The 24,600-nt window shown below is 68.3% G+C and carries 23 protein-coding genes, 2 pseudogenes and 1 riboswitch; of the genes and pseudogenes, 11 read left to right on the top strand and 14 right to left on the bottom strand.

All coding sequences use genetic code 11. The features are described from left to right. Positions 1-125: 125 nt before the first annotated feature. Genes GKO32_RS01870 through GKO32_RS01860 form a run of 3 tightly spaced genes read right to left on the bottom strand, consistent with a single transcriptional unit; the run spans position 126 to position 4,026 of the window. Positions 126-1,994 (bottom strand): CocE/NonD family hydrolase, encoded by a 1,869-nt coding sequence (locus tag GKO32_RS01870; protein WP_154754981.1) that lies wholly within the window; start codon positions 1,992-1,994, stop codon positions 126-128. 20 nt (positions 1,995-2,014) lie between these two features. Beyond that, positions 2,015-2,842: a cyclase family protein gene (locus GKO32_RS01865; protein ID WP_154754980.1), complete on the bottom strand. Its 828-nt coding sequence runs from the start codon at positions 2,840-2,842 to the stop codon at positions 2,015-2,017. Beyond that, complete coding sequence (locus GKO32_RS01860; RefSeq protein ID WP_154754979.1) at positions 2,839-4,026, bottom strand: CaiB/BaiF CoA transferase family protein; 1,188 nt, start codon at positions 4,024-4,026, stop codon at positions 2,839-2,841. The genes GKO32_RS01865 and GKO32_RS01860 overlap by 4 nt, the downstream gene beginning before the upstream one ends. A gap of 97 nt (positions 4,027-4,123) precedes the next feature. On the opposite strand from GKO32_RS01860, the gene GKO32_RS01855 reads away from it, so the two are divergent. Further along, the gene (locus tag GKO32_RS01855; RefSeq protein WP_208024237.1) at positions 4,124-4,864 is read left to right on the top strand and encodes a GntR family transcriptional regulator; all 741 of its coding nucleotides are present in this window, start codon (positions 4,124-4,126) and stop codon (positions 4,862-4,864) included. Between the two features lie 77 nt (positions 4,865-4,941). Here GKO32_RS01855 and GKO32_RS01850 read toward each other — a convergent pair whose 3' ends face one another. Genes GKO32_RS01850 through GKO32_RS01835 form a run of 4 tightly spaced genes read right to left on the bottom strand, consistent with a single transcriptional unit; the run spans position 4,942 to position 9,165 of the window. Beyond that, positions 4,942-6,213, bottom strand: a complete 1,272-nt coding sequence (locus GKO32_RS01850; RefSeq protein WP_246243045.1) for an MFS transporter — start codon at positions 6,211-6,213, stop codon at positions 4,942-4,944. A gap of 9 nt (positions 6,214-6,222) precedes the next feature. Further along, complete coding sequence (locus tag GKO32_RS01845; protein WP_154754977.1) at positions 6,223-7,434, bottom strand: phthiocerol/phthiodiolone dimycocerosyl transferase family protein; 1,212 nt, start codon at positions 7,432-7,434, stop codon at positions 6,223-6,225. Beyond that, positions 7,431-8,252, bottom strand: a complete 822-nt coding sequence (locus tag GKO32_RS01840; RefSeq protein ID WP_312867409.1) for an HpcH/HpaI aldolase/citrate lyase family protein — start codon at positions 8,250-8,252, stop codon at positions 7,431-7,433. The genes GKO32_RS01845 and GKO32_RS01840 overlap by 4 nt, the downstream gene beginning before the upstream one ends. After that, the gene (locus tag GKO32_RS01835; RefSeq protein ID WP_154754975.1) at positions 8,245-9,165 is read right to left on the bottom strand and encodes a glucosyl-3-phosphoglycerate synthase; all 921 of its coding nucleotides are present in this window, start codon (positions 9,163-9,165) and stop codon (positions 8,245-8,247) included. The genes GKO32_RS01840 and GKO32_RS01835 overlap by 8 nt, the downstream gene beginning before the upstream one ends. Positions 9,166-9,462: 297 nt before the next feature. On the opposite strand from GKO32_RS01835, the pseudogene GKO32_RS40745 reads away from it, so the two are divergent. From GKO32_RS40745 to GKO32_RS01815, 3 genes and pseudogenes are all read left to right on the top strand, one after another. Next, positions 9,463-10,049: pseudogene (locus tag GKO32_RS40745) on the top strand (transposase); the annotation flags it as partial. 150 nt (positions 10,050-10,199) lie between these two features. Further along, positions 10,200-10,748: pseudogene (locus GKO32_RS01820) on the top strand (Dyp-type peroxidase); the annotation flags it as partial. A gap of 73 nt (positions 10,749-10,821) precedes the next feature. After that, on the top strand, positions 10,822-11,601 hold the full coding sequence (locus tag GKO32_RS01815) for a DeoR/GlpR family DNA-binding transcription regulator (protein ID WP_312867408.1): 780 nt from the start codon (positions 10,822-10,824) through the stop codon (positions 11,599-11,601). Between the two features lie 2 nt (positions 11,602-11,603). Here GKO32_RS01815 and GKO32_RS01810 read toward each other — a convergent pair whose 3' ends face one another. Both GKO32_RS01810 and GKO32_RS01805 read right to left on the bottom strand, forming a co-directional pair. Next, complete coding sequence (locus tag GKO32_RS01810) at positions 11,604-13,070, bottom strand: cobyric acid synthase (protein ID WP_154754973.1); 1,467 nt, start codon at positions 13,068-13,070, stop codon at positions 11,604-11,606. Next, positions 13,067-13,993 carry a cobalamin biosynthesis protein gene (locus tag GKO32_RS01805; RefSeq protein WP_312867407.1) on the bottom strand — a complete coding sequence of 309 codons (927 nt, stop codon included), beginning with the start codon at positions 13,991-13,993 and terminating at the stop codon, positions 13,067-13,069. The genes GKO32_RS01810 and GKO32_RS01805 overlap by 4 nt, the downstream gene beginning before the upstream one ends. Before the next feature lie 35 nt (positions 13,994-14,028). On the opposite strand from GKO32_RS01805, the gene cobU reads away from it, so the two are divergent. The 3 genes from cobU to GKO32_RS01790 are packed head-to-tail and all read left to right on the top strand — an operon-like array spanning position 14,029 to position 16,380. After that, positions 14,029-14,646 carry a bifunctional adenosylcobinamide kinase/adenosylcobinamide-phosphate guanylyltransferase gene (cobU, locus tag GKO32_RS01800; RefSeq protein ID WP_154754971.1) on the top strand — a complete coding sequence of 206 codons (618 nt, stop codon included), beginning with the start codon at positions 14,029-14,031 and terminating at the stop codon, positions 14,644-14,646. Beyond that, a complete protein-coding gene (gene cobT / locus GKO32_RS01795; protein ID WP_154754970.1) occupies positions 14,631-15,656 on the top strand; it encodes a nicotinate-nucleotide--dimethylbenzimidazole phosphoribosyltransferase in 1,026 nt (341 codons plus the stop codon). The genes cobU and cobT overlap by 16 nt, the downstream gene beginning before the upstream one ends. 10 nt (positions 15,657-15,666) lie before the next feature. Next, positions 15,667-16,380 carry an adenosylcobinamide-GDP ribazoletransferase gene (locus GKO32_RS01790; protein ID WP_154754969.1) on the top strand — a complete coding sequence of 238 codons (714 nt, stop codon included), beginning with the start codon at positions 15,667-15,669 and terminating at the stop codon, positions 16,378-16,380. Here the strand turns inward: GKO32_RS01790 and cobC are convergent. The 4 genes from cobC to GKO32_RS01770 all read right to left on the bottom strand — a co-directional run bounded on the left by cobC (position 16,372) and on the right by GKO32_RS01770 (position 21,440). Next, positions 16,372-17,391 carry an Rv2231c family histidinol phosphate aminotransferase CobC gene (gene cobC, locus GKO32_RS01785; RefSeq protein ID WP_154754968.1) on the bottom strand — a complete coding sequence of 340 codons (1,020 nt, stop codon included), beginning with the start codon at positions 17,389-17,391 and terminating at the stop codon, positions 16,372-16,374. The genes GKO32_RS01790 and cobC overlap by 9 nt on opposite strands. Then, on the bottom strand, positions 17,384-18,712 hold the full coding sequence (locus GKO32_RS01780; RefSeq protein ID WP_154754967.1) for a cobyrinic acid a,c-diamide synthase CobB: 1,329 nt from the start codon (positions 18,710-18,712) through the stop codon (positions 17,384-17,386). Before GKO32_RS01780 ends, cobC begins: the two co-directional genes overlap by 8 nt. Further along, the gene (gene cobO / locus GKO32_RS01775) at positions 18,706-19,320 is read right to left on the bottom strand and encodes a cob(I)yrinic acid a,c-diamide adenosyltransferase (protein WP_154754966.1); all 615 of its coding nucleotides are present in this window, start codon (positions 19,318-19,320) and stop codon (positions 18,706-18,708) included. The genes GKO32_RS01780 and cobO overlap by 7 nt, the downstream gene beginning before the upstream one ends. 164 nt (positions 19,321-19,484) lie before the next feature. Next, complete coding sequence (locus GKO32_RS01770) at positions 19,485-21,440, bottom strand: magnesium chelatase subunit D family protein (protein WP_154754965.1); 1,956 nt, start codon at positions 21,438-21,440, stop codon at positions 19,485-19,487. A 1-nt stretch (position 21,441) separates the two neighbouring features. Then, positions 21,442-21,645, bottom strand: a riboswitch (cobalamin riboswitch). Between GKO32_RS01770 and cbiE the strand changes: the two genes are divergently transcribed. The 4 genes from cbiE to GKO32_RS01750 all read left to right on the top strand — a co-directional run bounded on the left by cbiE (position 21,632) and on the right by GKO32_RS01750 (position 24,273). After that, positions 21,632-22,798: a precorrin-6y C5,15-methyltransferase (decarboxylating) subunit CbiE gene (gene cbiE, locus GKO32_RS01765; RefSeq protein WP_312867406.1), complete on the top strand. Its 1,167-nt coding sequence runs from the start codon at positions 21,632-21,634 to the stop codon at positions 22,796-22,798. (Overlaps the previous riboswitch by 14 nt.) Beyond that, entirely contained in the window at positions 22,795-23,559 is a 765-nt protein-coding gene (cobM, locus tag GKO32_RS01760) for a precorrin-4 C(11)-methyltransferase (protein ID WP_154755101.1), read from the top strand. Before cbiE ends, cobM begins: the two co-directional genes overlap by 4 nt. Positions 23,560-23,591: 32 nt before the next feature. Beyond that, positions 23,592-23,870 (top strand): type II toxin-antitoxin system Phd/YefM family antitoxin, encoded by a 279-nt coding sequence (locus tag GKO32_RS01755; protein ID WP_154754963.1) that lies wholly within the window; start codon positions 23,592-23,594, stop codon positions 23,868-23,870. After that, the gene (locus GKO32_RS01750; RefSeq protein ID WP_312867405.1) at positions 23,863-24,273 is read left to right on the top strand and encodes a PIN domain-containing protein; all 411 of its coding nucleotides are present in this window, start codon (positions 23,863-23,865) and stop codon (positions 24,271-24,273) included. Before GKO32_RS01755 ends, GKO32_RS01750 begins: the two co-directional genes overlap by 8 nt. Here the strand turns inward: GKO32_RS01750 and GKO32_RS01745 are convergent. After that, positions 24,270-24,572 carry a hypothetical protein gene (locus GKO32_RS01745; RefSeq protein WP_154754962.1) on the bottom strand — a complete coding sequence of 101 codons (303 nt, stop codon included), beginning with the start codon at positions 24,570-24,572 and terminating at the stop codon, positions 24,270-24,272. The genes GKO32_RS01750 and GKO32_RS01745 overlap by 4 nt on opposite strands. Positions 24,573-24,600: the final 28 nt, after the last annotated feature.

The following is a 24,600-nucleotide window of genomic DNA, read 5'->3' as shown; positions in this document are numbered from 1 at the left end:
GCTGGTCGGACTGCCGCAGGCCGCGAGCGCGAGAAGGACGGCGAAGGTGCTCAATAACGAAACGAGTCGGCGAGAACCCAAAGCTGAAGTGTGCATCGGTCGACCTCATTGTCGAAGGGTCTGGATCAAACAGATGGGGACAGGGTGGTTTCCCAGGTCCGGGCAAAGATCGAGTGTCCGTCGATGGTGAGCTCTCCCCGTGCCCACAGGGCGGTCTGGGACGCACGGACTGTGGCTCTCGCTTCGATCACCTCCCCGGTAGCCAGATGGACCGTCGCGGTGTGTATTCCTGACGCCGTCGCCGCGGCCGGGTAGGCGCGCCGGACAGCCGCGCGCGTGTCGGAATGGCGGGTGTATCGGTGTCCCTCCGCGGTGCGGATGAGCGGCTTGCCCCAAGCCAGGACGACCTCGATACCGTCGTGCAACGCGTCGCGAGAAATCGTCCAGCTCTCACAGTCGGTTGTGGACCGTTTGTCGGGCAGCGCCGACACGGCCACGTCAGCGCCATGGTCCTCTTCGGCGATCGGTAGCTCGAGGCAGAGTTCGGCAAGGGTGAATGGTGTGGGGTCCGGAAGCGGGGTCAAAAGGGGGAAGTCGGAGTCACTCAGCGACAGTCGCAGCCGGTGTCCGGCCGGTACTCGGTAGGCGATGGACCGCAACAGTACGGACACGGAGTCGGCTTCGCCGTGCGGGCAGGCGATACCGGTGGTCAGTAAGGTCGAGCGTCCCTGATGGTCCACAACGGACAGTTTGACGACCAGCCGTGGCGTCCAATCGGTCGAGGACAGTCGCACCGACACCGACGGGTCTCCGCATACGAGAACCGGTGCCTCGAAAGGTTTTGTAGTGAACGACAGTGAACGGGCCTCGTCGTCGTGCTGATCCAGGACCGCGTCGAACACGTTGCCGTATCCCCACAGCCCGCTCAGCGCGCCGATGGTGGGATCGGGCTGGTATTCACCCAGAACATGTCCGGGCTGTGTTGTGTCCTGGCTGCCCTCCTGCAGGCTCGCGTCGTGCATTCCGGTCAGCACGATCTCTTCCTTGGTCGGCGGCCACGACTCGTAGGACCGCCACCCCGGCGCGTGTCCTTCCACATACAGGGCAACAGGCGGCTCGTCGAGCACCCCGGTGTCCTTGCCACGTAGCCAGTGATCCCACCACCGCAGTGCGATCAGCAGGAAATCGATCGGATTGCTGCGGGCGTCGTTCGGCATACTGTGCATCCACGGACCGACGAGCAGTTTCTTTGGTCCCTGCAACTGGTCGTAGACCCGCGTCATGACGCCCGAGAAAAGATCGTGCCACCCGCCCACACAAAAGGCGGGGACGGAGATTGCCGCCGGATCGAAGGCCCGTTCGCGCCAGGTAGGCGACCCTGCCGCGGAGCGTGCCAGGTCCATCAGGAACGGCTCGTCGTCGAGCCGTGCGCGCCAGCGGCGTTGTGCCTGTTCGCTCGTGTTCTCGGTGAGCGGCGGCACGAGCTGGTCGAGCAGGCCGAGACCACCGCGGTGCACGAGCATGCCGAAGTCGCTGCGAGCGCCGTTGTACCGCTCGGGATCGGGGGAGCAGACTATGGGCATGATCGCCTTGAGGGCGGCTGGTTCCAGGCTCGCAGCGCGTAGCGCCATCGCTCCGCCATAGGAAACCCCCCACATGCCGACGTCACCGGTGCTCCACGGCTCGTGTGCGGCCCAGTCGATAAGCGCCAGAAGGTCCTCCCCCTCTCCAGGGTCGAGCCGCGGTCGCTCGGTGCCGTCCGAGGCGCCGGTGCCGCGCAGGTTGGCCAGCACACACGCGTAGCCGCGGAGAGCGAACCAACGGAGTGTGCTCTCCCAGCCCACCGCGAGGTCGTTGCGGAATCCGGTTGCCATGAGCAGGACCGGTGCCGGGGCCGGTGGAAGGAATAGCTCGGCGGACAGGGTGACATCGGGATCCTTTGTCGGGACCCGAACATTGCGACGGATGTTCACGACGTCGTGGACAGCGGTCATGATGAACTCGCGATCTGCGGTCAGCCGTCGAACAGCACGGCGAGGGGACGGATGGGGGATCCGGTACCGCCAGTGATCTTCAGCGGTACCGCGACGAAAATGAAGTCGTGGGGGCCGAGCTGCGCGAGGTGTTCGAGGTCGAGCACTTCCAGCAACGGGATTCCGTGGCGGACGAGAAGCACCTCGTGGGCGGGAAGGTAGGAGTGCCCCTGTCCCGGCGCGATCCGATCGGCGGCGATGGTGTCGCAGCCGACGGCGCGAACCTCGAGGGAGGCCAGGTACTCCGCAGCGTCCGGGCCGAGTCCCGGCACGCCGGTGGCATGACCAACATAGGCCACCGGATCGGTGTAGAGCTGTGGCCAACCTGTACGGACCAGCACGGCGTCACCGGGATGGACGGGAGTGCCGCAGAGGGCGGTTGCGATGTCGTCCGCGGATATGGCGTATCCGGCATCAAGCCGCGTTTTCCCTTGGGCGCGTGGGATATCCGCCAGCACACTCCGGCACAAGAAGGGAGCCAGGGTGTCCACGCCGTGGACACTGAACCGGCCGCCGCGACTCGCCTCCAGAGCGTCGACGCCACCGAAGAGTTTGCCATCCTGCCCGACGTGACACAGCGCGTCCACGTGGGTACCCACGTGCCCGCCGGTCACGATGAGTTCGGTAGCGCCGGACATTCCGTGGGCATTGGTGCCGTCACCATGCCTCCGGAGCAGTGCGAACCGGAACCCGGGATGGCTCGGGGAGCACGGCATCCCGTTTTCCCAGGGCTGCGAAAGATCGACAACCGTACCCGACGACAGCGTACGGGTCAGCACCGCCGCGGTGCTCTCGGCTGGAGCGTTCATTTCACCGCGCCCTCGCTGCGCAGCCTGGCTATCTCCTCGGGCTTGTAACCGAGTTCTGCGAGAACCTCATCGGTATGTGCCCCGAGCTGGGGTCCTGCCCAGCGGATCGAGCCCGGGGTGTCACTGAGGCGGAAGAGGACGTTCTGCAGCGAGACCTGGCCGAGTTCGGGATCGGGCAGCTCGACGACGGTGTTCAGTGCGCGGTACTGCGGGTCCGCCACGATGTCGCGCACGTCGTATACCGGCGCAATCGCGGCTTGTGCTTCGGTGAACGCGGCGATGACATCGTCGGCGTCGCGTTCGGCAATCCAGCCGCCGACCGCGGCGTCCAATTCGTCCGCGTGTTCGGCGCGCTGCCATCCGGACGCGAACCAATCCTGTTCGGCGAGATCGGGACGGCCGACAAGGCGCATGACCCGTTCCGCGATCGCCTGCGCGCTGGTGGACACGGCCAGCCATCGTCCGTCACGGCTGCGATAAGTGTTGCGTGGGGCATTCTTGTCTGACCTGTTACCTGTGCGAGCCGGCACGACTCCGAGCGCACGGTAGGTGGTGATTTGAGCGCCAAGGACGGCGAGAATCGGCTCGATGATCGCGACATCAATGATTTGCCCGCGGCCGGTGCGCTCCCGCGCGGCGAGAGCGACCATGATCGCGTAAGCGGTCGCGAGGCCGGCGACGCCGTCCGCCAGTGCAAGTGGGGGAAGCGTCGGCGGACCGCCGGGCTCGCCCGTCATAGCGGCGAATCCGCTCATGGCTTCGGCGAGGGTGCCGAATCCAGGGTCGTGCCGGCGTGGCCCGACCTGTCCGAAACCGGTCACCCGCGCCACCACGAGCCGCGGATTCTCCTCGACGAGTGCCGCCGGGTCGAGGTTCCAGCGTTCGAGTGTGCCTGGCCGGAAGTTTTCGACGAGGACGTCGGCGTCCGCGACCAGACGCCGGACGACCTCCTGACCTGGGTTGGTCGACAGGTCGACCGCCATCGCGCGCTTGTTCCGAGCGAGCTGTTTCCACAGGAGGCCGACTCCCCACTTGGCCGGACCGTGCCCGCGCGCCGGGTCACCATTCCGTGGGTGCTCGATCTTGATGACGTCGGCGCCGAAGTCCGCCAGCATCGTTGCCGCTGTCGGGCCCGCGAACAACGTCGCCGCGTCGATCACTCGCAGTCCTAGTAGGGAGGTCATGCCTTAACTTATAAGTTACTTGTTTCATCCATGCAAGACCCTATTTCATTGTCGAGAACGCTATCGTTATGGAGACCAGGAACAGGGAGGGAGCGCGGTGGCTCGACGCAAGGGCTCGCCCGTGGGCAGAAGTACGCAGCCCGAAGGGCCCCAGCACTACTCGGCGGTCAAGCCCCCGGGCAGCCGTGCCGACTATGTCCACTCCGTATTGCGCCGGGAGATTCTCACTGGTGTGCTGCTGCCGGGCGCGCCGATCCTGCAGGACGAGATCGGCTCACGCCTCGGCGTGTCGATCACTCCCGTGCGTGAGGCACTGCGGCGCTTGGAAAGCGCTGGGCTGGTGTCGTATCAAACCCATTACGGTGCGACCGTGAGTCAGCTCAGCGCAGAAGCGGCCGCGGAGCTGTACCAGGTGCGAGCGGCGGTCGAAGGCGTCGCCGCACGGCTGGCGGCCGGGCGCATCACCCCTGAGGAACTCGCGGAACTACGCGGCATGCACGAGTCCATGGAGGTGGCCCACCGGGAATCCGACACCGTGCGGCTGGCGAATGGAAGCCGGCTGTTCCATGCACGGATCGCACGCATCGGCGGGCCGGCGTTCCTGGCCGGCCATCTGCGCTGGATTTGGGAGAACTACCCCGTGCCGCACACCGAGTCGGTGTGGCAGTTCGACGACGTCGCGGACAACACGCTCCGGTACCACGCGCAGATCCTGGTCGCACTGGAACGCGGTGACGCGCCCGCCGCCCAGCGACTGATGGCCGAGCACATCGAGTCGGCGATCGGCGAGCGGGAACGCCACCGCGTCTGTAGCCCGGCCACCACTACACCCGTCTAGCCGCTCCGCCGGGCGGTGGGAAACAGGCGCAACGGCCGCCGGTGAATGCCGCGCGCGATTCAACGAAACGGCGGGTTCTACGCCAGGTACCGGAATTCGCGTGTGTTCCGCCGGTGGAGTAGCCAACGGCAGCCGACGGCGGCGAGAGCGGCGACGAGACCTCCGGCGACCAGGGGTGCGCGTCCACCCCAGGCATCGGCCAGCCAGCCCGCCAACGGCCCGCCAACCGGACTTCCCCCGATCAGCACGAGCACGTAGAGACTCATGACTCGCCCACGCATTCCAGGTTCCACAGTGGTCTGGACAATGGAGTTGGCGGTGTTGAGGAACGTGATCGTCGCGACGCCGAGTGGCACGAGGGCAGCCCCGAACACCGCCGGTGTCGGCAACAGCGCTGCGCCGACCTCGACAGCCCCGACCGCCAGTGCGGCCAGTAGAAGGACACGCGTCTGCGCCGGTTCCGTCCGGGGCAGCCACCGAGCGGTACCCAACGCGCCCAGCAGGGTCCCGACAGCGAGCACCGTGGAAAGGATGCCGTAGCCACCGGCTCCCATCCGGAACACCGCGCCCGCCATCACCGTCAGCGAAGTACTGAACGTCAGACTGAAGGTGCTCACGAGGAAAGCGATTACCATGACCCGCACCAGCTGTGGGCGTTCGCGCACGTACGCCAGTCCGGCGCGGAGCTGGCCACGCCCCCGGGGAACACGGACCGGGCACACCAGCTTCCTAGCGTCCACCGCCAGCAAGCTAACTATCGCGACAACCGTCGTCCCGGCGTTCACGATGAACATCCACCCGGTCCCGAACATGGTGATCGCGAATCCGGCGAGCGCCGGACCGGCGGCCCGCGCGAGGTTGAACACGGTTGCGTTCAGCGCCACGGCGTTCGCGATCAGCGGTGGCGGCACCAGCTCGGCGACAAACGCCTGCCGGGCAGGGACGTCCACCGCGCTGAGACAGCCCAGGACGACGCACAGCACATAGATCTGCCACAACGCCACGACACCGGCGACGTCCAACAGCCCCAAGGCCAATGCCTGTACGGCGATCCCGCACTGGATCACCGAACACAGCCGACGCTTGGGCAGCCGATCAGCAAGCAAGCCGGCCCACAGCGACAGCACCAAAGTCGGTGTGAACTGCAGGGCCACAGCCACCCCGAGTGCCACAGCGTCGTGCCCGGACAGCTGATACACCAACCAGTCCTGCGCGATCCGCTGCATCCACGTGCCGACATTTGAAACTATCTGCCCGCCGAGAAACAGCCCGAAGTTCCGCACCTTCAACGAAACGAACATCCGTGCCCGGTCCGGCCCGATATCCTCCGGCACTCCGACCCGCAGCATTCTGTCACCTCATTCGACGAGTTCGGCGACACGACGCGTCATACCGGTCAGGACGGTCCGGACAGAAGTTGCCACGGTGGCCGCTTCCGATTGCGAAAACAGGTCACTGGGAAATACGCAGGCGAGGGTCAGGCGCCGATCGAACGTGTAGGCCGAGTACACCGGATAGGTCGCACGGACCACGTGCGGCACGGTCAACACGCGGGTGAGGGTGAGCTCGCCGTGGCGTGTTTTACGTTTGAGGACACCGTTGTTGCTGATCTGCGCCATGGCGAGTTGCGGGAGGAGCGACGAACGGAACGCGGTGCGCCGGTTCCGGGGGAGATCGATCGGTGGAATCTCTCCCGCGGCCAGGGCCTCGTCGAGATCGCTCTTGACAGCCACGCCGACCGCGACCGCGTCATCATCCTGCTCAAGTTCAAGCTCGTACCGGTGCAGGCCAAGGAAATTCGTCGTGGCGGTCGCGCCGACCGGGGGGATCACCCTGTTCCGCAGCCCGACTGGGGAGAGGCAGGCCATGCGCGCGGGGCCGGCCGTCGCCGGGGCTTGTGCACGCTGGGCGAGCAGCACGGCCCCGCAGAGCAGTGCATGGACCGACGTGCCATGACGCCGAGACGCGGCAACGAGGTCGGCCGTTGCCTGCTCGTCGAACTCGATCCGCCGCAACACGGGGGGCACCATTCTCCCTGTCGTCCGCGGCGGGCGCTCATCCCCGGTCGGATCCGGGCTTCCTTGCCCGACGGCGAACACGCTTCGGGGTGAGGCCGGGAGGAGGACCGGCTTGTCGACGTCAGGGTCGCCTCCCGCGGCCACCGCCGAGTAAATCGCCAGGAGGTCGTCGAAAATCGCGCGCAGGCTGGTTCCATCGACCACGGCGTGATCGATCTGCAGGCCCAGGAACCCGCCATGATCGTGACGGCAGTGCACCACACGCGCGAGACCCGACTCCGGCTCCCATGGACGCGCGATCACTGCCGAGGCTTCGTCCTCACCGCCGGCGACCGAAACAAGGGGCAGCCGAGCGCCGGGTTGCACCTGCAACAGGTACCCGTGCCCATCGTGCCGGACAGTCGACCGGAGAATCGAGTACTGCCGCGAAAGGAGCTCCAGCGCCCGGCCCAGCGCATCGTCATCCACTTTGCCGATGTACTCAACGAGGTGACCAGGAGCGGCGCCGAGCATGTGGGATTCGATGTCATCGAGGTAGCGGCACTCGGTCATCCCGCGCACCTCGCCAGAAGGCGGCGGGCACGTTCGACGACGGGTCTACCGACGAGTTCCCCGCCCAGCCGACTGATAGAGCCGTCTCCGCTGGCGGCAACAATGCCGCGCGCCCACTCGACCTCTTCGGTGGAGGGCGAGAATGCCGTCTGGACGATGGGGATTTGACGCGGGTGAATGCATGACTTGCCACCAAACCCCAAGGAGGCGGCGTGTTCCGCATCCTCCCTCAACTTGTCGTCGTCATAGATCGCAGTACAAGCACCATCCATGGGCGGGGCGATACCGGCGACCGCCGACGCGAGCACCACCGCGCAGCGTGCATGGACCAGCGCAGTCCTGTTCAGGTGATCGATACCGATATCGCGAGCGAAGTCCGCGCTGCCGAAGATGACCCGACGAACTCCTGGCACTCCGCAGATCTCCTGGGCCGCCGCGACACCCACCGCTGTCTCGATCAGCGGAATGACGCAGGCCTTCTGCCCGAGCCGTTCGATGACCGCCGACACTTGAGCCGCATTGGTCGCCTTGGGAAGGATGACCGGACACCGGTGGCTGACCACCATCTCCAGATCCTCGTCATGCCATTCGGTACCGCTGCCGTTGATCCGGACGATGCCCGTGTGCCCGTCGGCCAACCAATCGAGCACGTGCTCCCGAGCTTCCCGCTTGCCACCAGGAGCGACCGAGTCTTCCAAGTCGAGGACGACGTCGTCGGCCGCGCTTGCGGCGGCTTTCGCAAATCGATCCGGGCGGGAACCCGGAACATAGAGCCACGAACGAACGTTGGCGATGTGCTCTTCCAGTACGTCAGGCACCGATGACCTCCCGGATCGGCGGGCGAACGGCGAGCTCGACATCGACGGTGTTGGGCACCCACTCCTCGGCGACCTGAACGAACTGGGTGAAGGAGCCGGATTGGCTTCTGGTCCCGGCCTTCTCGAGTATGGTCTCCAGAATCTGCCGGGACATGCGACCCAATTCGGAAAGATCCCGATTCCGATGTTTGCGAACGCCGAGATTCACCTGGGCTATACCGTCTAGCCCGTAAGACCGGAAAGCATCGATGAGCAGGCCTATTTCCACCCCATAACCCACCGGAAAGGCAGCCTTCTCCAGAAAAGAACGAGTGGCGGCATATTCCCCGCCCAGGGGCTGTACAACTCCGGCCAACTCCGGCCACAACGCGCCAAGGGCTGGGCGTGCGAGCAGCTCGGTGACCCGCCCACCACCGTGTCCCGTATCGGAATCCGAAATACGCAAGGGGCGCCGATAAAAGGCTTTTACCAGCTGAACCTCCCGGTGTTCCAGCAAAGGCCCGAGCAGGCCAGGCACCAGCTCCGGGCTAGGCTCCACCAAGTCGGAGTCAATGAAAACAACGAGATCACCAGTCGCGGCCGCGAGCGAGCGCCAGAGCACTTCCCCCTTACCAGGCAACGGTGCCAGGTGCGTCACGACATCGCCGCGGCCAACAACCTGGGCGCCGGCGCGTGTGGCCTCGCGTGTAGTGGCGTCAGTCGATCCCGAGTCCATCACGATGAGTTCGTCGACCAGCGTGCCGTGCAACGGCGCGATGGAACGAACCACATCGCCAACAGTCTTTTCCTCGTTCAGTGCGGGAAGGACGACGCTGATCGTGCGGCTTCCCTTGAGTGCCAACAAGTCGTCCACGGTCCACGAAGGGTGCTGCCACGTCTTGCGATCGAACCAAACGAGCGCATCAGCATGCATCAACCAAGATCTCCTTTTTGGCCGGAAGATCGCGTCCGGTCACGGAACTGGATAGAGATGACAGCCCGGGCTGCAATCCCGCGGGCGTCAGAAGTCATCCTTCATTGGGCGACCTACGCACGTTATCGGGCCGCGGCAGCTTTGAAGTATCCAACGCACGCACGCTTTGATCCGCTTTGCGCATCAGGTCTGTGCGGTGAATGGCGTTCTTGACACCTTCCTGGTCGTGGGATCAAGGCGGTGATTTCCAGCAAGGCCGACCAGGACGCGCACCGCAAGGCCAAGGGATCCAAGGGCGAGCGAGGCACCAAATCCGCCGGCGTCCAGCGCCGTACTCCGGCACCGCCGGCCGTATCGAGAATTGGTCAGCTCGGCGTGTTTTGTGCTTATGCCACAACGAAAGGCCGATCAGCGACCAGAGGCGCTGTGGCGAGGCCGGTGTTCCTGAGGGGCGGAGTTCGCGACAAAGCCGGTTCTGGCCCAGCGGATGCTCGCGCGGGCCCTGGATGCCGGCGTGCCCACCACGTGGGTCATCACCGGCGAAGCCTACGGCGGAGACTCGAAATTCCGCCGCTGGCTGGAACAGCGGCGTATCGGCTGCCTGGTTTCCGTGCCCAGTAACCAGACCATCCCCGCGGTGGCTGGCACCTCCCGCGCCGACGCCTGGTGGCCCACGCCCCGACACCAGCGTGGAAGCGTCTCAGTTGCGGTGCCGGCGCCCAAGACCACGGATATTCGACTGGGCCGTCGCCGAGTCGCCGAACTACTCCGACACCACCCCGCCGGGGTGGGAACGGTGACTGCTGGCGCGTCGTTCGATGACCCGCAACAGCAAAGGTGAGTACGAGATCGAAGACTGTTTCCAGACCGCGAAGACGGAAGTCGGTCTGGTCCAATATCAGGTTCGCCGCTACGACGCCTGGTACCGGCACACCACCCTGGCCATGCTCGCTCACACCTACCTGGCCGTGACCGCGCCGACGCCACCAACACCGCGTCCAACAAGCCCACTACCAGCACAGACACACCAAAAACGTTTCGAAGATGGAACCCCGCTCACCGTGCAAAGCGCGGCCGGCTCACACAACCCGGTGGAAAACGATTTCAGTTACGACAGCGACAAACTCGGACAGAAATGTCCGTTCCAGGCACATATCCGCAAGACCAACCCGCGTGGCTCGGGCGGTGCCGAACCGCCGGAGGCCGAGCGCCTGCATTTGATGGCGCGCCGTGGCCAGACCTACGGCCGGCGCTACGACGACCCCGCCGCCGACCTGCCACCCGCCGGCCGGCCCACAAAGGACGTCGGGCTGTTGTTCATGGCTTTCAACAGCAATCTGGGCAACCAGTTCGAATTCACCCAGCGACTATGGGCGAACAATCCCGGTTTCCCGATCACGCCGGACGGTTCGCAGCCTGGACTGGACCCCGTGATCGGACAGGGCGAACGGCCCGGTTCGAACTATTCCCGCGACTGGGGGCACAGCGGCACGCAGCCGGTCGACGCGATTCCGCAGGCGGTGACACTCAAGGGCGGCGAATACTTCTTCATGCCCTCGCTCGCCTTCTTGCGAAGCTTGTAAGTGAACCTCCAACAAAAAGAATACCCCGGATAGCCGATTTCCTTTTGCTCGGAAGAACAGGTAGTAGTTAGGCGTGGATCGTCACGAACGCCTGAACGCGTTGCTGGAAATGGTCGGGCAGCGCACCAGGATCGACGTCGAAGAAAGCGCACGGGAACTCAAGGTGTCCCCTGCGACGATTCGGCGTGATCTCGACCACCTGGCGGGCCGGCAATTGCTGACCCGCACCCGGGGTGGCGCCGTGACGAGCAATCTCGCCTACGATTTGCCACTGCGGCACAAAACCGTGCGCAACGCGCCGGAAAAGACGCGGATCGGCGCGGCGGCGGCGCGGCTGGTGCAACGGGGAATGATCGTCGGCATCAATGGTGGCACCACAGCGACCGAAGTGAGCCGCGCGCTGGCCACCCGCCCGGAGTTCAACGACACGGACGCCACGCTGACGGTGGTCACGAACGCGCTCAACATCGCACACGAACTCGCGTTGCGGCAGAGCATCAAGATCGTGATCACCGGTGGCGTTCCTCGCGTCCGCTCGTTCGAACTCACCGGACCACTGGCGGCGCTGGTCCTGCACGAGGTCAGCCTCGACCTCGCGTTCATCGGACTGGACGCGATCGATCCCGTACGCGGCCTGTACACCCATCATGAAGCCGAGGCGAACCTGAACCGGTTGTTCGCCTCACAGGCCAAAGAGGTTGTGGCGGTCGCGGACAGCTCCAAACTCGGCGCGTCCGCCTTCGCCCGCATCTGCGCACCGTCCGATATCGACATCCTGATCACCGACAGCAGCGCGGATCCCCAGCACGTCACCGCGTTCGAGGACGCGGGCGTGCAGGTGATCGTGGCCTGAGCTCACAAGATCCGCTGCCCCGTAGGAGGTCCAGACCTGATGAGTCGCAAGAGGACTTCCGTGTCGAGGCATTCCTCGACGGCGTCCGCAAGCCGGTCGAGCATCGATTCACGCAACGCCGCGAACCCTGGCGCGCCCGGACTCGGGGTCCACGTCACCCCGGCCTGAGCCGCCGCTTCGGCGAGCCATGCGCGGCGGAACCCGTCATTGTCGAGCGTGCCGTGCCACGTCGTGCCCCACACCGAGCCCAGTCGCCAGCCGTCGAGGAATGGTTCCGCTTCGCCGTCCGAGAAAGCGCTTCCATGATGGATCTCGTATGCCGCGACCGGATGCCCCCGCCACTTCCCGGCCGGCCGGCCCAGTACCTTCTCCGCGGAGAAGACCACCTTCGTCGGCAACAATCCGAGCCCGGGCACCACCCCGGCACCGGACTCGACCTCGTCGTGGATTTCCCGCGCCAGCATCTGGTAGCCGCCGCAGATCCCGAGCACCGGACGTCCCGCGACGACCCGTTCGGAAAGCGCTTTCTCCAGACCGCGCGACCGAAGCCAGCGAAGATCGTCCACGGTGGACCGGGTGCCGGGGAGCACCACGATATCGCTGGTACGCACCACATCCGGCTCCGCGGTGAGCCGCACGCTCACGCCTGGCTCGGCCGCCAGTGCGTCCACATCGGTCGCGTTCGACGCGCGCGGGAAACGGACCACGGCGACGGTCAACGTGCCACCACCGTGCTCGCTTGCCCACCCGGCGGCAGCCAGCGCGTCCTCCGAGTCGATCCATACTCCGTCGAGCCACGGCAGCACACCCAGCACCGGCCGTCCGGTCAGCTCCTCGATCCGGTCGAGGCCCGGCCGCAGCAGACCGACATCGCCCCGGAACTTGTTGACGATCCACCCGGACAGCAACGCCTGATCCTCGCCCGACAGCAGCCCCTGCGTGCCGTACATCGCCGCCAGCACCCCGCCGCGGTCGATGTCCCCGACGACGACCACCGGCAACCCGAACCGGCGCGCCAGCCCCATGTTCACGTAGTCGCCTGCCCGCAGGTTGATCTCCGCGGGGCTTCCCGCGCCCTCGCACACGACGACGTCGAACCGCGTCCGCAGCTCGGCGAGTGTGCCGAACGCGATCTCGGCCAGCCCCGCCCGCCCGGTCGCGTACTCACCGGCTTCGAGTGTGCCGAACGGTTTCCCGAGCGCGATCACGTGACTGCGGTGATCGCTGCCCGGTTTGAGCAGCACGGGATTCATCGCGGCTTCCGGCTCCGCACCGGCCGCCAGCGCCTGGAGCCATTGCGCCCGCCCGATTTCCGCCCCGTCGGCACACACCATCGAGTTGTTGGACATGTTCTGCGCCTTGAACGGCGCGACCCGCAGCCCCTGCCGCGCCAGCCACCGGCAGATCCCAGCGGTGACAAGGCTTTTGCCCGCATCGGACGTCGTCCCGGCGACCAGCAGCCCCGTCATCGCATTACCGCCACGGCCAGCGCGGCGAGCCCCACCGCGCGCGACAGCGTGATCGACCGTCGTACGTCCGCCGTCTTCGGTGCGGGGCCGTCACCGAGTGTCCCCCGGTCCTCGGTCAGCCCGCCATAGGTGTTGACGCCGCCGAGCCGCACGTCCAGCGCTCCCGCGAACGCCGCCTCGACCTGGCCGGCGTTGGGACTCGGATGCCGCGAACCGTCGCGTCGCCACACCCGCCACGCCGAGGCAGGACGTCCTCCGGCAAGCGGTGCGCACAGCACGGCGGCCAGCGCGCCGAGCCGGGCGGGCACCAGATTGGCCACGTCGTCGGCGCGCGCCGAGGCCCAGCCGAACCGTTCGTAGCGGGGCGAGCGGTGCCCGACCATCGCGTCGAGCGTGTTGAGCGCCCGGTACCCGAGCAGCCCGGGGAGCCCCGCCACCGCGCCCCAGAACAACGGCGCCACAACGGCATCCGACGTGTTCTCGGCAATGGACTCGGTCGTGGCGCGGGCCAGTTCCCCGGCATCCAGGCCAGTCGCGTCGCGGCCGCACAGGTGCGACAACCGCGCCCGCGCACCGGGAAGATCAGCCGACTCCAGCAACCCCGCCATGGCCGCCCCCTCGCCGGCGAGCCCGCGACCGCCGAGCACGGTCCACGTGGCGAGTGCGGTCGTCACGAAGCGCGCCACCGGCCGCCGCCGCGTCGCGATCTGGGCGACCAGCCCCAGCCCGGCCGCCGTACCAGCACAGATCGCGGTGAACGCGGCGCCCCGGGCGCGCGAATCCGCCCACACCCGGCGCTCCAGCGCGCCGGCCGCGCGCCCGAACAGCGCCACCGGGTGCCCGCGCCGCGGGTCGCCGGCGGCGAAATCCAGCGCGTACCCGGCGATGAGGCCGAACCGGGTCAACGATCTCGTATCCACCACGCAGGGACGGTAGCGCTTGCACGAGAATGCCGGGTATGACCAAGCTGACCCGGCGGCTGGCAGCCGCATTGGAGGTCACCGCCCGGCTGCTGCGCCGGCACGCCGGTGACGGCAAGGTGCTCGTCCTGGGCGGTGTGCGCTCCGGCAAGTCTCGGCACGCGGAACAGCTGATGAGCAGACATGCCGAGGTCGTGTACGTGGCGCCCGGCTATCCGGCGACCGAGGACGATCCCGAGTGGGCGGCCAGGATCGCGTTGCACCAGGCCCGGCGCCCGGCGAACTGGCGCACGGTGGAGTGCACCGATCTCGCCGCGACCGTGCGCAAGGCTTCGCGCCCGCTGCTGATCGACTGCCTCGGCACGTGGGTGAGCCGGGTCCTCGGTGAGGTCGGCGCGTGGGACCAGACCGCGGGCTGGGAGCTGCGCCTCGACGAGCGGCTCGAGGATTTCCTTGCCGCCTGGGTGAACGCGCATGTACCGATCGTGGCGGTCAGCAACGAGGTCGGCATGGGTGTGGTGCCCGCGACGATGTCCGGCCGGGTTTTTCGTGATGTGCTGGGCGCACTGAACAGCCGCGTCGCCGCGGAGTCGGACAGCGTCCAGCTCGTGGTGGCCGGGCGCATCGTGCGCCTCAACGAATGGGCACTGCTGTGATCGAGGTTCCGCTTCCCGACTCCCGCGCGCGCGAAGAGGCGCTCGCCCGGCTCGACGCGCTGGTGAAGCCGCTGGGTGCGCTGGGGCGGCTGGAGGAACTCGCCGCGTGGCTCAGCGCCGCGCACGGCACGGTCCCGCCGCGGCCGCTCGACGACGTGCGCGTGGTCGTGTTCGCCGGTGACCACGGGGTGTCGGCGACGTCGGCGTATCCGCGCGAGGTCACCGCCGCGATGGTGCGCGTGTTCCTGTCCGGCCGCAGCGGGGTGAACGTGCTGGCGCGGCAGGTCGGGGCGCAGGTGCGCGTGGTCGACATCGCGGTGGACGACGACCTGGCGGACGTGCCGGCTCCGGTCCGGGCGCACAAGATCCGCCGCGGTTCGGGTGCGATCGATGTCGAGGACGCGCTAGCGCCGGGCGAGGCGTCGCGTGCCTTCGAAGTCGGGCGTTCGCTTGCCGATGAGGAGATTTCTTCGGGCGCGGATCTGCTGATTCCCGGCGATATGGGCATCGGCAACACCGCGGTCGCGGCCGCACTGGTCGGTGCCGTGCTGGGCCTGCCGGCGGAAGATGTCGTCGGGACGGGCACCGGGGTGGACGAAGCCGGGCGGGCGCGGAAGGTCGAGGTGGTCGCGCGGGCGCTGGCACGGCCGCGTGGCTCGGGACCATTCGAGCTGGTGACGGCGCTGGGCAGCGCGTGCGCCGCCGCGACGGCGGGTTTCCTCGTGGAAGGCGCCGTGCGGGGGGTGCCGGTGCTGCTCGACGGCGTGTTCTCGGGCGCGGCTGCTTTGGTGGCGCGGGAAATCGCCCCCGACGCGGTGCGGTGGTGGCTGGCCGGGCACCGCTCGACGGAGCCTTCGCAAGCGTTTGCGCTCAAGGCACTCGGGTTGACCCCGATCCTCGACCTCGGCCTGCGCCTCGGCGAAGGCAGTGGTGCGGTACAGGCGGTTCCGACGCTGCGCGCGGCGCAAGCGGTCATTTCCGACATGGGGTTGCTGGCCGACCTTGCTTGACGCCTTGCGGATGGCGGTCGGGACGTTGACCGCGCTGCCGGTGCCGCCGCCACGGAAGATCGACAGCCGGGTGGCCCGCGGGGCGATGGTGCTCGCGCCCATCGCGGCCGTGCCGCTGGCCGCGCTCGCCGGGGTGATCGTGTACGGCGGGCATGCGCTTGGCCTGCCCGCACTCGCCGTGGCCGGGCTCGCCATCGGCGCGGTCGCGCTCGCCAGCCGCGGCCTGCACCTCGACGGGCTCGCCGACACCGCCGACGGGCTCGGCGCGTCGTACGACCGCGACCGCGCGCTGGAAATCATGCGGCGTGGTGATTCCGGGCCGACCGGGGTGGCCACGCTCGTCCTGATCCTGATCGTCCAATGTGGAGCGCTCTCCGCCGGCGACGCCGTCACCGCGGTCATCGGCGTGCTTACCGGCCGGTGCGTGCTTTCGCTGTGCTGCGCGCGGGGTGTGCCCTCGGCGCGACCGGAAGGCCTCGGTGCCACCGTCGCGGGATCCGTGCCGATTTCGTTGGCGGCATTGGTCTTCCTGCTCGCCGCCGCAGCCTCCGCCGCGGCGCCGGGGCTGCCGTGGTGGCGCGGGCCCATCGCGGTCACCGCCGGCTACGCGGCCGCCGCGTTCCTGCTGTGGCGCTGCACGCGCCGGCTCGGCGGGATCACCGGTGACGTGCTCGGCGCGTGCGTCGAAGTCGCGACCGCCGCCGCGCTGCTCGCCTCAGTCTGACCGACCGAGAACCCGTGCCAGCGTACGGAGAAAACCCGTTGTCGTGGCCTCGTCGCGGACGGCGATGCGGACGTGCTGATCGGTCAAGCCCGGAAAGGTATCACCCCGGCGGACGGCATATCCTGCCTCGCGCAGTTTTTCTCTGGTTCCCCGCGGGGTTTTCACCAGCACGAACGGCGCCCGCGGGCTGCCTGCCACTGCCAAACCGAGGTCACGCAGGCCAGCGACGAGCCGCTCACGATCGCGCTCGGCCGAGACCGCGATCTTGTCGGCCTCGTCGAGTGCGGCAGGGCGACAACACGCGACGACGGCGCGAGCGGCCAATGTGGACACAGACCACGGCGGTTGGATCGCGTGCAGCCGGCGTACGATCTCCGCCTCCGCGAGTAGGTAACCGGCGCGCAGGCCGGCGATTCCCCAAGTCTTGGTGAGGCTGCGGATCACGACAACGCCGGAAAGCGCTTTCCCGGCCAGAGATTCCGGTTCGCCGGGCACCGCGTCGAGAAACGCCTCGTCGACGACCACGATGCGGCCCGGTTTCCGCAACGCTTCGAGCGTCGAGGCCGGATTGAGCACGGAGGTGGGATTCGTGGGGTTACCGACGAAAACGAGCTCGGCGTCCTCCGGTATCAGGCCCGGGTCGAGGGCGTAGTCCGGCTCGAGGATCACCCGCCGTGGCTGGTTCCCGGCCGCTCGCAGCGCGGCTTCCGGTTCGGTGAACTGCGGATGCACGACAACGGCGTCGCGGTCACGGAAAGCCGTTGCCAGCAACGTGAACGCTTCGGCGGCGCCGGCGGTGACGAGCACCTCGGCGGTGCTGCGCCGGTGACGGGCGGCAAGAGCCTCCACCGCGGCCGTGGGGTCCGGATAGGCAGCCAGCTCCGTGAGCGCCCCCGCGAGTTCGCGGCGTAACCACTCCGGCGGTTCGGGCAACCGGACGTTGACCGCAAGATCGATGAGCCCTTCGCCGACCTCGCGATCGCCGTGATGGTGGAGGTCGTAGTCACTCATACGCGTGCACCGCGTCCGCGAAACTCTTGGCCAGCCCCGGATGCCCGGCCCAGTGGACATGCAGATAGGACGCGTGCAGGGTCCGGGTCGCGAACCCCTCGGCGCGCCCGTCCCACTCCCAGGCGGGCGTCTTTCCTTGCCGGGGAAGGACTTCCGTGCGGTGGAACTCATGCCCGGTGACGCTCATGCCGGCCCCGCCCAGCAGATGCGTCGACGGCACGGATGCCTTCCGGTAGCCGAGCGCGCCCCGTTTCGTCATCCGGGCTTGAGCGTCCAGCACGCCCACCATCGGCTGCCCGTCCAGTTCGCGGCACAAGTACAACAGCCCGGCGCATTCGGCGACCACGGGCATTCCTTTGTGGACAGCGGTGGCGATCTCCTCGCGCAACGGCGCATTCGCCGAGAGTCCTTCGGCATGCGCTTCCGGGAACCCGCCGCCGAAGTACAACCCGGCACATCCGTCGGGAAGTTCCTTGTCCCGCAACGGGTCCACATCCACCACGTCGATCCCGTGCGCGGACAGCAACTCGGCGGTCTCGGTATAGCGGAACGTGAAGGCCTGCCCGGCCGCCGCGGCGATGACCTTGCGCCGACCATCCCAGGAACCCGTTGGCTCCCAAGGCTTTCCGCTCAACCGGGAAGCGTCCCGCGCGACCCGCACCACGGCGTCCAGGTCCACCCCGCCCGCGACCCAGGAGGCCAGCTCCGGCAGCAGCCGCTGCGATTCCGCGGCCCGCTCACCGGCGGGCACCAGGCCGAGATGGCGGCTCGGCGCGTGGATGTCCTCGCTGCGCCGCAACGCGCCCAGCACGGGAATCCCGGTTGGTGCCACCGCGGCGCGGATCTCGTCCTCGTGACGCTGTGAACCGAGCTTGTTGAGGATCACCCCGGCCAGTTCGAGACGCGGGTCGTAGCGCGCGAAACCCAGCACGGTCGCGGCGACGCTGCGACTGGCCGCGCTCGCGTCGACGACGAGCACCACCGGCGCGTCGAGCAGCCGGGCCACATGCGCTGTGGAGGCGAAACCTTCCGTGCCCAGCGCACCGTCGAACAGTCCCATGACCCCCTCGATGACCGCGAGCTCCGCGGCGCCGTGCAGCAGCAGCGGCACGAGCAGTTCTTCGCTCTGCAGAAAGGGGTCCAGGTTCCGGGGCGGGCGGCCGGTGGCCAGCGCGTGATAGCTCGGATCGATGAAATCCGGCCCGACCTTGTGCCCGGACACGTCGAGCCCGCGTGCCCGAAGTGCGGCCATCAGCCCGGCCGCGATCGTCGTCTTGCCGTGCCCCGACCCCGGGGCCGCGATGACGACACGGGCTACCATTCGATCCCCCGCTGGCCTTTTTGCCCGGCGTCCATGGGGTGCTTGATTTTGGTCATCTCGACGACCAGATCAGCGGCCTCGACGAGCGCGGGCGGCGCGTCCCGGCCGGTGATGACCACGTGCTGACGCCCCGGCCGGTCACGGATAGCAGACACCACGTCGGAAACGTCGATCCAGCCCCATTTCAGCGGGTAAGTGAACTCGTCGAGGACGTAGAAGTCGTGCGTTTCCGCGGCGAGGCGGCGCTTGATCTCCGCCCAGCCCTCACGCGCGTTCGCGGCGTGATCCTCTTCGGTACCGGCCTTGCGTGACCAGCTCCAGCCCTCGCCCATCTTGTGCCACTCGACGGGTCCGCCCTGCCCGGTTCGCTCGTGCAGTTCGCCCAGCGCGCGGAAGGCGCTTTCCTCCCCGACCCGCCATTTCGCGGACTTGACAAACTGGAACACCCCGATGGACCAGCCCTGGTTCCACGCCCGCAACGCCATCCCGAAGGCCGCGGTGGATTTGCCCTTCATCGGTCCGGTGTGGACAGCGAAGATCGGCCGGTTACGCCGCTGGCGCGTAGTGAGCCCGTCCTCAGGGACGACCTCGGGTTTTCCCTGCGGCATCAATCTGCCCTCCCTATATCCCCGCGAGTTGAGCGTTCCCGCCCCGCGAGTTGAGCCTTCCCGCCGCGCGAGTTGCGCGTTCCCGAGGCGCGAGTTGTACCTTCCCACCGCACGCACCGCTCAACTCGCACACACCCAACGCTCAACTCGCGCACACCCAACGCTCAACTCGCGCGCTCCCAACGTTCGACTCGCGGGGGCCGCCGGAGGCGGGATTTCACCGCGCGGGCGAGGGAATCCGCGGCGACCTCACCCAGCGGGACGTGTTCGCCGCCGAGGTGGCCGGCCAGTTCGGCGGCGAGGCCGAGCCGCATCCGCCCGCTCTCGCAATCCATCACCACGGACGTCACCCCGGTCAGCAGTTCCGCCGCCGCCTGCGAGCGCCGCACGGCATCCGGCCCGCTCGTCGCCCGCCCGTCGGTCACCACCACCAGCAACGGGCGTCGGCGCGGGTCCCGTAGCCGTTCGACCCGCAGCACCCGTGCCGCTTCCAGAAGTCCTTCGGCGAGCGGGGTGCGACCGCCGGTAGGAAGCGCTTCCAGGCGGGCGGCCGCGGCCTCCACGCTGATCGTCGGCGGCAACGCCAGCTCCGCCGCGGCGGCCCGGAACGTGACCAGCCCGACCTTGTCCCGCCGCTGGTAAGCGTCCAGCAACAACGACAGCACCGCCGCTTTGACCTCACGCATCCGCGCCTTCGCGCCCATCGAGCCGGATGCGTCCACACAGAACAGCACGAGGTTACCCTCGTTGCCTTCGCGCCGCGCGTACCGCAGATCTCCCTTGCGCAGCACCAAGCCCGGCCCAGACCGCCCACGCTTGCCTTGATGCGGCGCCGCGGCACGGATCGTCGCGACGAGATGCGGCTTGCCCTCGCCCACACTCGGTGGCTGCACACCGACCGTCCGGCCCGAGTCGGTCACCGCCCGCGACCGGCGGCCACGCTCGCCCTCGCCGACCCCGGCGACCCGGAAAACGCGCGCCTGGAACGGTTTCCCCGCACCCGTCCGCTGTTCGGCACCGCTCCCGGCAGCCTGCGGTTCGCCATCGCCGGCGGTCGAGTCCTCTTCGGACGGTTCCGGCGCACCCGAGCCAGGACCGTCGTCGTCCGGCTCCGGCGGTTCGGCGTCCTGTAAGGCCTGCTCCAGCTGGTCCTCGTCGATTCCCGGCGCGTCGAACGGATTGCGGCGACGGCGATGCGGCAAGGCCAGCCGCGCGGCGACCCGAATGTCCTCAGTGGACACTTCGGCACGCCCGGCCCACGCGGCGTGCGCGACGGCCGTGCGGGCGGTGACGATATCCGCGCGCATACCGTCTACATCGAAGGACGCACACACCTCGGCGATCTGCCGCAACGCCTCGTCGGTCAACACCACGGAAGGCAGAAGCCGTTGCGCTGCTTCGATTTCCGCCGCCAGCGCCGCGTCCTCGGAGTCGTATTTGGACGCGAAGGCCTCTGGATCGGCTTCATACGCCAGCCTGCGGCGGATGACTTCGGCGCGTTGCTGCGGGTCACGACTGGAGGCGACCTCGACGGTGAGCCCGAACCGGTCGAGCAGCTGCGGCCGCAGCTCCCCTTCCTCCGGATTCATCGTGCCGATCAACACGAACCGTGCCGCGTGCGAAACCGAGACACCCTCGCGCTCGACGGTCGCCCGACCCATCGCCGCGGCGTCGAGAAGCGTGTCGACCAGATGGTCATGCAGGAGGTTGACTTCGTCGACATACAGCAGGCCGCGATGCGCCGCCGCGAGGAGGCCGGGCTGGTAGTCGGTGACCCCCTCGGCGAGCGCGCGTTCGAGGTTCAGCGAGCCGACCACCCTGTCCTCGGCCGCACCCACCGGCAGTTCGACCAGCCGCGCGGGCCTGCGGGCGGCGGGCCCGGTGTGCGGCCCGTCGGGACAGGCCGGGTCGACGGCGTTGGGATCACAGGAAAAACGGCAGCCCTCGATGACCTCCACCTCGGGCAGCAGGCCGGCGAGCGCACGGACCATCGTGGACTTCGCCGTGCCCTTCTCCCCACGCACGAGCACCCCGCCGATCGCGGGCGAAATCGCGGAAAGGACCAGCGCCAACCGTAAGTCCGGCATGCCGACGACAGCGGTGAACGGGTACGGCCTCAAGAAGACTCCTTCGCCACGCGCGGGTGTCCTCGCCCGCTGGAAAACAGGGCACGCGCACGGAAACACGCGTAACGGGCGCCGAAGCTCTGGCTGCCGGCCGCGGACGACCGGTCACAGTGGCGGGACCGCCCCGGATTCGCACCGGGTTCCACGACGACCGTCCCCGGCATCATCGCATACGGTTGCCGATTGTGACGATTGTCGTTGTGGGCGTGGGCGCCGACGGCTGGGCCGGGTTGACCGAAGCCGCCAGGGCGGAGCTGACCAGCTGTGACGTGCTGTTCGGCAGCACGCGGCAGCTGGCGCTGGTGCCGTTGGGCAAACCGAAGCGGGCGTGGCCGAGCCCACTGCTGCCCGCGCTGGGCGAGCTGCTGGCCGACCACGCCGGGAAGCGGTTCGGCGTCCTCGCCAGCGGCGACCCGCTGTTGTCCGGGATCGGCACGACACTGGTGAAAAAGTTCGACGACGTCCGGATCGTGCCGACGGTCTCGTCGGTGACGCTCGCCCGCGCGCGGCTCGGCTGGTCCTTCGAGGAGACCGAAGTGGTGAGCGTCGTCGGGCGGAACGTCCATCGTGTCGCCAGGGTGCTGACACCGGGCGCGCGGCTGCTGGTGCTCAGCTCCGACGCGTCGAGCCCGGCCGCGGTCGCGGAACTGCTTACCGCACAAGGCTTCGGCGACAGCACGCTGAGCGTCTTCGAGGAGCTCGGCTCGCCGGACGAACGCCGCGTCGACGGGGTAGCGGGGACCTGGTCGGCGGAGATCGGGCCGCTGAACCTGGTCGCGATCGAATGCGCCGGTGGTCCCGGGCTGCCGTTGACCGGCCTGCCCGATGACGCCTTCGAGCACGACGGCCAGCTGACCAAGCGAGACCTGCGTGCGCTCGCCCTCGCCCGGCTCGCGCCGTTACCCGGCCGGCTGCTGTGGGACGTCGGGGCCGGCGCGGGGAGCGTCGCGATCGAATGGTCGCGGGCGCATCCGGCGAACCGCGCGATCGCGATCGAGCGTGACGCCGGACGCGCGGCGCGGATCGGTCGCAACGCGGAAAGCCTTGGGGTGCCTGATCTTCGGGTCGTCACCGGCGCCGCCCCGGACGCGCTCGACGGGCTGCCAGCGCCCGACGCGGTGTTCCTCGGCGGCGCGTTGTCCGTGTGGCGCCGGTGTTTCGACGCGCTCACTCCCGGCGGGTGGCTTGTCGCGCATGCCGTGACCCTCGAATCGGAACAAGTACTCGCCGCCGCCTACCGCGACCGCGGCGGCGAACTGACCCGGATCGCCGTCGAACACGCCGCACCGCTCGGCGGCTTCACCGGCTGGACCCCCGCCCGCACCGTGACCCAATGGAGCATCCGGAAATGACCGTGTACTTCATCGGCGCCGGCCCTGGCGCCGCCGATCTCATCACCGTGCGGGGCCGTGACCTGCTCATGCGTTGCCCGGTATGCCTGTATCCGGGCAGTCTCACTCCACCTGACCTGCTGGCACACTGCCCGCCGGGCGCTCGGCGCGTCGACACGGCCGAGCTGTCACTGGAGGAGATCACCGGCGAACTCGTGGCGGCGCACGAGGCCGGTCACGACGTGGCGCGGCTTTGCTCGGGCGACCCGTCGATCTACAGCGCGGTGGCCGAGCAGATGCGGCGGCTCGACGCGGCGGGCGTGCCGTATTCGGTGGTGCCGGGCGTGCCCGCGTTCGCCGCGGCGGCCGCGGTACTGGGCCGGGAACTGACCGTGCCGACCGTGGGGCAGAGCCTGGTCGTCACCCGTGTCCAGGCACGCTCGACCGCAATGCCGCCCGGCGAAACCCTTGCCGCTTTCGCCGCGACGGGCACGACGCTGGCCGTGCACCTGGCGATCAACCGGATCGAGCAGGTGGTCGAGCAACTGGTGCCGCACTACGGGCCGGACTGCCCGGTCGCGGTCGTCGCCCGCGCGAGCCAGCCGGAGGAACGGATCCTGCGCGGCGCACTCGGCGATATCGCACCGCAGGTCCGCGCGGCGGGAATCACCAGCGCGGCGGTCATCTTCGTCGGCCGGGTGCTGTCCGCGGGCAGTTTTCCGGACAGTTTTCTCTATTCGGCCGCACGGGACCGGTCGGCGAAAACCCCGCGCGCAACGTAGTCCCGCGTGCTACGCTGGACTACACTGATTTCATGACCCAGGTGATCAGCCAGCGGGAATTCCGGAACAACTCGGCGGCTGTGATGGACGGTGTGATCAGGGGGGAGATCTACTACATCACGCGCAACGGAGTGGAGGTGGCCGAGTTGCGGCCGATCACGCGCAAGCGCCGGCTGACCGCGGAAGAGCTGGTGGAACGCCATCGTCGGCTGCCGCATGTGGATGGGATGGCGATGCGTGCGGACGCGGACGCGTTCTTCGGTTCCGAAGACCGGATCGGTGACGATGATCCGTGGAGTCGCCGTGGCTGAGCGGCCGCGATCCGGCGTGCTCGACACGTGCACGTATCTCGATCTCCACGAGCTGGACCCGGCGGACTTGCCGCGGGAACCCGAGCTCACCGCGATCACGTTCGCCGAGCTGCATCAAGGCGTCACGCTCGCCAGGGATAACGCCGTCCGGGCGGCGCGCATGGAGCAACTGGGTGCGGCGCTGACCGAGTTCACCGCGCTGCCGTTCGACGATCTGGCGGCCTCCCGGTACGGAAGCCTCGTCGCCCTCACCGTCGAAGCCGGACGCAGTCCCCGCCCCCGCCCCCGGCGGCTGGACCTCCAGATCGCGGCGATCGCGTCCTCACTGGACCTGCCGCTCTACACCCGCAACGCCGACGACTTCAAAGGCCTGGAAAGCGCGGTCACGATCGTCCCGGTTTAGTGCGGCTCGCCGCGTAGGAGGGCCGAGATGCGGCCGTGGGCGGTGACCAGTTCCGAGGCGGTCTCGTTGTGCTGGTGCGCCCTGGCGCAGGCGAACGCGCGACGCAGCACCGTCAGCGTGCCGGGCTCGACGGCGGACAGCAGAGTGGTGGCCGCGGCCGCGGTTTCGGCCAGTCCGGCGAGCATCGTGGTGACCTCGGGTGTGTCCGGCGCGAGAGTGACTGCCGGGGTGAGCAGACGCAGCTGGGTGTGCAGGCGGCGCAGCACCGCCAGCGGATCGGATCCGGGTTCGATGTTCATCGTGTACTCCCCGACCTCGTGGAATGGC

Origin of the sequence: Amycolatopsis pithecellobii (assembly GCF_009707865.1) — a bacterium.
In the GTDB taxonomy this organism is placed as follows: domain Bacteria; phylum Actinomycetota; class Actinomycetes; order Mycobacteriales; family Pseudonocardiaceae; genus Amycolatopsis_E; species Amycolatopsis_E pithecellobii.
The sequence above is the reverse complement of the archived record's forward strand: the minus strand, read 5'-3'. Positions and strand labels throughout refer to the sequence as shown.

What these genes read in the sequence shown, in the direction of transcription:
- GKO32_RS01870 (WP_154754981.1), bottom strand. Translation starts at nt 1,994, where the DNA reads ATGACCGCTGTCCACGACGTCGTGAACATCCGTCGCAATGTTCGGGTC.
- GKO32_RS01865 (WP_154754980.1), bottom strand. Translation starts at nt 2,842, where the DNA reads ATGAACGCTCCAGCCGAGAGCACCGCGGCGGTGCTGACCCGTACGCTG.
- GKO32_RS01860 (WP_154754979.1), bottom strand. Translation starts at nt 4,026, where the DNA reads ATGACCTCCCTACTAGGACTGCGAGTGATCGACGCGGCGACGTTGTTC.
- GKO32_RS01850 (WP_246243045.1), bottom strand. Translation starts at nt 6,213, where the DNA reads ATGCTGCGGGTCGGAGTGCCGGAGGATATCGGGCCGGACCGGGCACGG.
- GKO32_RS01845 (WP_154754977.1), bottom strand. Translation starts at nt 7,434, where the DNA reads ATGACCGAGTGCCGCTACCTCGATGACATCGAATCCCACATGCTCGGC.
- GKO32_RS01835 (WP_154754975.1), bottom strand. Translation starts at nt 9,165, where the DNA reads ATGCATGCTGATGCGCTCGTTTGGTTCGATCGCAAGACGTGGCAGCAC.
- GKO32_RS01810 (WP_154754973.1), bottom strand. Translation starts at nt 13,070, where the DNA reads ATGACGGGGCTGCTGGTCGCCGGGACGACGTCCGATGCGGGCAAAAGC.
- cobU (WP_154754971.1), top strand. Translation starts at nt 14,029, where the DNA reads ATGACCAAGCTGACCCGGCGGCTGGCAGCCGCATTGGAGGTCACCGCC.
- cobT (WP_154754970.1), top strand. Translation starts at nt 14,631, where the DNA reads ATGGGCACTGCTGTGATCGAGGTTCCGCTTCCCGACTCCCGCGCGCGC.
- GKO32_RS01790 (WP_154754969.1), top strand. Translation starts at nt 15,667, where the DNA reads ATGGCGGTCGGGACGTTGACCGCGCTGCCGGTGCCGCCGCCACGGAAG.
- cobC (WP_154754968.1), bottom strand. Translation starts at nt 17,391, where the DNA reads ATGAGTGACTACGACCTCCACCATCACGGCGATCGCGAGGTCGGCGAA.
- GKO32_RS01780 (WP_154754967.1), bottom strand. Translation starts at nt 18,712, where the DNA reads ATGGTAGCCCGTGTCGTCATCGCGGCCCCGGGGTCGGGGCACGGCAAG.
- cobO (WP_154754966.1), bottom strand. Translation starts at nt 19,320, where the DNA reads ATGCCGCAGGGAAAACCCGAGGTCGTCCCTGAGGACGGGCTCACTACG.
- cobM (WP_154755101.1), top strand. Translation starts at nt 22,795, where the DNA reads ATGACCGTGTACTTCATCGGCGCCGGCCCTGGCGCCGCCGATCTCATC.
- GKO32_RS01755 (WP_154754963.1), top strand. Translation starts at nt 23,592, where the DNA reads ATGACCCAGGTGATCAGCCAGCGGGAATTCCGGAACAACTCGGCGGCT.
- GKO32_RS01745 (WP_154754962.1), bottom strand. Translation starts at nt 24,572, where the DNA reads ATGAACATCGAACCCGGATCCGATCCGCTGGCGGTGCTGCGCCGCCTG.